The sequence below is a fragment of the Pseudomonadota bacterium genome (assembly GCA_010028905.1).
In the GTDB taxonomy this organism is placed as follows: Bacteria; Vulcanimicrobiota; Xenobia; order RGZZ01; family RGZZ01; genus RGZZ01.
On record RGZZ01000271.1, the window covers coordinates 1 to 6,991 of the forward strand.

4 protein-coding genes are annotated in these 6,991 nt (G+C 67.0%); all 4 read left to right on the plus strand.

What is annotated here, in order from left to right; translation table 11 throughout:
• The coding region (locus EB084_16525) for a hypothetical protein (protein ID NDD29862.1) at positions 1–1,418 on the plus strand (1,418 nt) is incomplete at its 5' end.
• Positions 1,415–2,614 carry a hypothetical protein gene (locus EB084_16530; protein ID NDD29863.1) on the plus strand — a complete coding sequence of 400 codons (1,200 nt, stop codon included), beginning with the start codon at positions 1,415–1,417 and terminating at the stop codon, positions 2,612–2,614. The genes EB084_16525 and EB084_16530, both read left to right, overlap by 4 nt.
• Positions 2,611–5,103, plus strand: coding sequence for a hypothetical protein (locus EB084_16535; protein ID NDD29864.1), 2,493 nt, complete (start codon positions 2,611–2,613; stop codon positions 5,101–5,103). Before EB084_16530 ends, EB084_16535 begins: the two co-directional genes overlap by 4 nt.
• A 121-nt stretch (positions 5,104–5,224) precedes the next feature.
• Positions 5,225–6,991: hypothetical protein (locus tag EB084_16540; GenBank protein NDD29865.1), on the plus strand; the 1,767-nt coding region annotated here is incomplete at its 3' end.

Genomic DNA, 6,991 nt, shown 5'->3' on the forward strand with positions numbered 1-6,991 from the left:
CATGCGCGCCGCGTCCCCCCGCCGAGGTGACCCTCGGTCTTCACGAGAACGGCGTCGAGATCTCGTGGAGCGAGAGTGTCTCTGCGGGCGAGATCAGCTATGTGCTGGTGCGAAAGACCGGGGGGGCGCCGAGCAGCGTCGACGATGGCGAGGTGCTCGCACGCACGCGCCTCTGCAGCTGGCTCGATACGGGCACGGTTCCCGGAGGCACCTACGGCTATGCGGTCATGGCCGTGCGAAGCGAGGCCACGTCTCCCCTCGTCACGCCCTTGGCGCCCATCTTCGTGGCGCGCGAGGTGTCGGCGTGCGAGGTGGTGGCGGGCGACCGGGAGGTGCGGGTGACGTGGCAGGTGCCGCCGGGGGCGCAGCGCGTCGTGGTGCACCGCGAGATCTTCGCGCTTGAAGCGGGTGGCCAGCCCTGCGAGATCGCCGTTCGCGAGCGCGACGGGTTCGTCGATCTGGGGGTGGTGAACGGCACGTCGTATCGATACCGCATACAGGTCGAGTACCGCGACCTGGTGGGGCTGCGGCGCACGACCGGGCGGGTGGTGGTCGCGCGTCCCGAAGATCCGCCCTGTCCGGTGCGCACCGTGGGCGAGCCGACGTGGAGCGCCGGCACGTACGTCTCGCCCCGCGAGCTCTCGATCTTGTCGCATCGGCTGCCCCTCGATGGCGTGCACGCGGCGGTCGACCGTGAACCGGTGAGCGGACTCGTCTTCTACGTTCCCATCACGGTGCTGGGGCAGTGCGCGGTCGTGGGGCGGGCCCTGCGCTTCGCAAACCTCGAAGACGTGCGTGATGTCGAGGTCGAAGACTTCGGCGGTTACCTGCAGCTGCGATGGTGCTGGCCGCGGGGGTGCTCGACTGTGCGTGTTGCCTGGCGCAGCGACGCACACCCCGCCAGTGGTGAAGATGCCCAGGCCTCGACGGTCGATCTCTCGCGGGGAGAGTACGAGAATCGCGGCGGATTCAGGATTCAGCAGCCGGCCGATCGCCCCTACTGGTTCACCGTGTTTGCGGCGGCCATCGCCGGGCCGGACCTGGTCTTCAGTCCCGGTGCTAGCGCGAGCTGTCGCGCCGCGTGTCGCCATCAGACGCCGGCGCGGGTGCGGTACCACTTTCGCCGTCGCCCCATGAGCCGCGAGGTGTTGCTGGTGCTCGAGGCAGACGCGAACGTGCGGTGCCCCGAACTTGTTGTGGTGGCGCGTCCCGGTGCGATGCAACCCATCAATCGCAGCGATGGTCGTGTCGTGGCGCGTCTCGCCGACCTCGATCTGGGAAGTGGCGCGCGCGAGGTGCGTATCGACATGGGCGATCTCCCCCAGCCCACCTATCTGAGAGCGTTCTTCGGCAGCGACAGCGACTACCGCGCCTTCACGCTCATCGATCCGCCCGTGAAGGAGCTGCGCTACGCGTGAGCCGGTCGTCGATGCTGGTGTGTCCGTACTGCTTCGACTCGTTCTCGTCGAAGGAGATGGCGTTTCGCTGCACGGGGCTCGATCCGGGGAAGTGTCCGCCGGAGCCGGACGAGCCGCTGCGCGCCTATCAGCGCCAGATGGGGCCGCTCATTCTGCCGCGCATCTTCACGCCGTTGAACCGCTCGGGCGACGCCACCCACGCGGTCTGCCAGTGCGGCCACGTGAGCATCAAGACGGTGTGCCCGCTCTGTCACAACGAGCTGTCGCGCGAGTACGCCTCGAGCGACAACATGGTGGTGGCCATGATCGGCGCCAAGGAGACGGGCAAGAGCCACTACATGGCGGTGCTCATTCACGAGCTGCAGCATCGCGTGGGGTCGGCGCTCAAGTCGTCGCTCACCTCGCTCGATGATCGCACCCTTCGTCGGTACGACCGGGATTTCGCCCGCCATCTCTACGGCCGCTCCGAGACCATCGAGGTGACGCAGAGCTCGTCGCACAACGAGGCGCTGCGCTACCCCATGCTCTTCAAGATGAGCCTGCCGGGCAAGCGCAAGTGGTTCTGGTCGCCGCCCACGCCCCGAACCATGTCGCTGGCCTTCTTCGACACGGCCGGCGAAGACCTCGAGAACCTCGACGCGGCGAGCCTCTCGGTCGATGCGCGTTACGTGGCGCGGTCGGCGGCGCTCATCGTGCTCATCGATCCGCTGCAGTTCCTGCCGGTGCGCGAGGCCCTCGGCGATTCACGTCCGCTGCCCGCCATCAACGGCGACCCCGTCGATGTGCTGGTCAAGGTCGATCGCCTCATTCGCGAAACCCACGGCATCGGTGCGGCCGAGCGCATCAACACGCCCGTGGCGGTGGCCCTCTCGAAGATCGATGCGGTGCGCGATCTCTTTGACATGAGCTCACCCGTGCGCCAGTCGTCTCGTCACGATCAGGGGCTGCACCTCGACGACTGCGAGCAGATGCACGACAACATCTCGGCCCACCTTATGCGCTGGTGCCCGGGCATCGTGCGCTTCATGCAGGACAACTTCAACCGATACTGCTTCTTCGGTCTCTCTGCCCTGGGGGGGTCGCCGGACGAGTCCGGACGCATCACGCGCGGCGTGCTCCCGTTCCGGGTCGAAGACCCGTTTCTCTGGATCTTGTATCAGTTCCGGTTGATCTCGGCCAATGGAGGGCAGGCGTGACGGCTTTTCAGCAGGTCTACTACACATCGTGCGAGTCGGGCACGCGTGGGGGCAAAGGGTTTCAGATACAGGCCCACAGCGAGAACATGTCGGCGCCGCTGCTGCGGTCTGTCGAGCAGCTCGCATCGTACTCGGCTCCACGGTCTTCGCCCACGCGACCGAGCCCGGAGGAGATCGAGCGGTTCCCTGTTTCGCTCACCTATCAGCGCTTGAGCGATGGCACGCCGGTCATTGCGCGCAATCGATACGTGGGCCGCGACTACTCGGGTCGCTTCGGCAACTTCTTCATGCACGCCCTGGTGGCCGCCGGCGCGGAGAACGCTCAGCTGCCCGTGATGCCCGTGGCGCTCTGGGATGCGTCGTTCTGGCGCCACGAGAGCGATGTCGGCACGAGCAAGACGCTGGCCCTGCAGACCATCGAGCCGCGTGGGTTCTCCATCGATCTCGACGCGATCGCCGCGTTCGCCCGGGAAGGGGGGCGACAGGCCTGGATATCGCGTTTCGTGGGGGCGGTCGAGACGGCGCTCACCACCGGGCGGCGCATCATCGTGGTCGATACCGATGCCAACGTGGCCGCCTGGGTGAGGCTGGCGTGCAGCGTTCTGCCCGATGCCCTCAGCCATGCGCTCACCTTCGACACCTACGCGCGAAGCCCGTATGAGCGCGACGTGCTGCTCGTGGGCACTCGCTCTGACTCTGATTTTCGCTTCTCGCCCCACGAGCTCGAGTATCAGTTCTTCGTGTTCGATCTCGAAGGAACGCGATCGACCCGGGAGCTGCCCGAGACCCCCTTCTCGCGCCTGGTGGCGTCTGCCCTGGCCGAGCGCCGCTTCGAGGTGATGGCCGGATTTCCGGCGTTTGTGCGCGAGAACGGTTTCACCATCGAGCCCTCGACCTTGAGCAGCGCGGCCACCTATTTCGCCGTGAAGTCGGGGCTGCGGGTCGAGAGCCCCGAGTCGGCAAAGGTTCTCACATGGTGTGCGTCGCATCTGGCGGTGATCGACGGCGACACGCTGCGCGACGCCTGTCGCATGCTGCTCGCGCGCTGCAGCGATCCGGACGAGACGGCCCAGGCCGCGTGCACCCTCATGCGGGCGTGTGAGGCGTCGGGCGGCGAGGCTGTGCTACGCGCCATCCGCGAAGCGTTCGTACCGTGGATGTTCGAAGTGGTGAACAGCGGACGCGATGTGGCCTGGGTGCCATCGCTGCTTGCCGGCGCGCCGCCGCTGGTGCACGACTACTCGGCCTCGGTGCTCTTCGAGATGCGCGGTATACTCGAGGCCTGCAGAGATGTGCAGCGCTGCTGCCTGCTGTTCGAGGTGCTCGAGCGCATCGGGGCGCTGCAGGCGCCGTCGATGAAGAGCCGGGATCTGGGCGCGCAGAAGATCGGGTTGCTCTTGTCTGATGCCGACGGTCGCGCATTTGTGGGGGCGCGGGCCGGGCTCGGCAAGTGGAGCGAGTTCTTCGGGGGGGCCGTGGCCGCGTGCGAGCAGAGCCTGGCGAAGACGCCCACGCTGTCGGCCGACTGGAAGGGGCTCCTGAGTGATGCGAAGGTGCGGGCCCAGATACAGCAGGTTGCAGTCGACGTGCGCGCGTCGACCCTGCTCACCGAGATGGGGCGGCTGGGCGTGGCCGACGGGTCAGCTGATCCCGCCCGGGAGCTCGAGGTCGTTGTGCGCGCGCAGCAGCCGCGCGAGGCGCGAGAGATCGCGGCGCTGTACGATCGCTTCTTCGGCGAGAAGGCGCCGACCCTGCATCAGGCCCAGCAGGTTGCGCGTCTGTTCGAAGGGCGCACGGTCGAACCCCAGACCTACAAGAGCCTGGGCCAGCCCCTCGTCGAGGTGGCCGACCTGCGCTCTGATCTCGAGCGCGCCAGCAACCTCGGGTCGGTCTTGTTGGCGCTGTCGGCTGAACCCGACGTGCCGCAGGTCACGTCTGCGGCTGCAGCGGCGTGTCTGCTGAGCTACATGAAGAATCACCCGCATCTCTTGCGGCCGGCGCAGATCTTCGAGCTCGAGCGGCATCTTCGATGGCTGCCGGATGCGTTCGTGAAGGCCGCCGCCTTCGCGGTGGCCGAGGCGCTGCTCTCGGCGTGCACCAGCGCTCGCCAAGACTGGGAGACGGTGCGATGCGCGTTCGATGCGTGCGTCTCGGCGTTCGGGCGTGACGCGTTCTGCCCGCTCTTTGCCTATGTCTTTCGCAGGGCCACGGGCACCGACGAGAAGCGAACGATTCGCTTCGTGGCGTGCGTCTTTGCGATCTGGGCCACGGCGAGGGGAGACGAGCACCACGACGTGTTCACCTACATCAAGAATGAGCTGCTGGTTGGCGTGTGCCGCCAGCAGCGCGGTGGGTTCTTCGAGGCGGTGGTGCACGAGATCGGTCGGGTTGCAGGGTCGCAAGGCGGCAATGATGCTCCGCATCGGTTCGATAGGTGGGCGCAGCCGTATCGCCCCAGCTTCGTGCATCGCATGTTCGGTCGCGGATGAGCGACGGGTCACGGTTCGGTTTCGATGGGCGCTATCGCGACGCGCTGAGCGCGCGCGACCAGCGGTATCGCGACGCGCTGAGCGCGCGCGACCAGCGGGTTTCAATGGGGAGGAACGGGAGTTGAGCGGCGTGAGTGCATGGCAGCTGGTACTGGTGGTGGTAGGGGTCGCCTACCTCGGATTTCTGTGGTGGTTCCTGCCCACCGCGAAGCAGTGGCAAGACCCTGTCGTGAGCGACGAGCCGTCTCCGCTGCACTATCTCTCCGGGGCCTGGCGGCGGCATTACCTGTCGCTCTTCGACGCCCCCACGCCGTGGTCGGCGGTGCACTTTCTGTGCGGCCTGGTGCACTACATGGTCATGGTTCCGCTGACGTGCATCTTCTGGCTCTCGGCGCCGGTGCTGAACGGCATCGATCGTCTGGCCATGAGATTTCGGCGGGCCAGCATCAAGTGCGGAAACGCCGGCTGCTACGCGCGCATCGAGCTGCCCGTGCACGTCTGCCCGAAGTGCGACGCGCGACACAAGGCGCTGCGCCCGGGGCGGCACGGCCTCTTTCAGCGCACCTGCTCGTGCGGCAGCCCGCTGCCCTCGATGCTGGTGTGCGGTCGCTACACGCTCAAGAGCCTCTGCCCGCACTGCCAGCAGCCCCTGGGGTGGACCTTCAACCAGGATCTGCACATCGTGCTTGTGGCGGGTCCGGCGGCAGGCAAGACAAGCCTGCTCACCGGCATGTTCCACGCCCTGCGTCAGTACCAGCGCGACGGCATGATCCGGTTGCAGTTCGCGTCGATCGATCACGAGCGCGCGTTCGACAACAGCCTTCACGCCTACCAGCAAGGCTACGTCCCGGACAAGACGAAGGCGACGCTGCCGTCGTCGTTCGTCATGCAGCTGCTCAACCGCAAGCGAGAGCCCCTCAACGTGCACGTGTACGACGTGGCCGGTGAGGTGTATCAAGATCGCGAGAGCCTGCACGGGCACAAGTACTTCCAGAATGCCGACGCGGTGTTGTTCCTGGTCGATCCGTTCTCGCTGCGCGAGGTGCAGATGCAGGCGGGCGAGCGTCTCGACCCGTACCGCGACCAGGTCACGGCGTGTGATGAGCTGCCCCAGCACGTCTACGATCGTCTGCTCTCGGTGCTGCGCAGCTTCCGGCAGTCGTCGAGCACCGTCGACATGCCCATTGCCGTGGTGCTCACGAAGTGTGATGCCTTTGCGCTGAACCTGGGGCTTCCGGCGCCGCGGCTGAGCGGTGACGAGGGGGGCGACCCACAAGAGGTGCGTCGCTGGCTCGATGAGCGCGGAGAGGGAAACCTCGTGCGCAGCGTCGAGCACGATTTCTCGCGCTCGTCGTTCTTTGCGTGCAGCGCGCTCGGTCATCTTCCAGAAGAGGAGCAGAAGACCCCGTTCTCTCCGGTGGGGGTCGTGGCTCCGTTCGAATGGCTTCTGCAGCAGAGCGGGTATGCGCTGCGCACCGAAGAGCGAAAGGCCGAGGCGGCGCGGCCAACGTCGACCCAGGCGGGCGCCTCTGGCCAGAGAGTGGCGTCGGTAGGCGGAGCGAACCTCGTGGCGTGGCTCGCGCTGGGGGCGTCGCTGGGGTTCTACCTTCTCCCTGGGCTTGCCTGCAAGCTGAGCGGCGCCGCCATTGCGGCCCTCATCTCGATGTGGGGGTTTGTGCGCTCCACCCGGGTGCTGGGCCAGGGGGCCTGGGTTGCAGGACTTGCCTTTGTGTTCGCGCTCGTCGGCGTGGGGGTGGCCTGCGGTGATGAGGCGGTGGTGCGTCACAAGGAGCGCATGGTGGCCGAGACGCACGCCGCGGCGTTGCAGAAGGCGCAGGAAGGGGACGTGTTCACCGCGCGCGCCATGCTTGCGGGTCTGTTGGCCGAC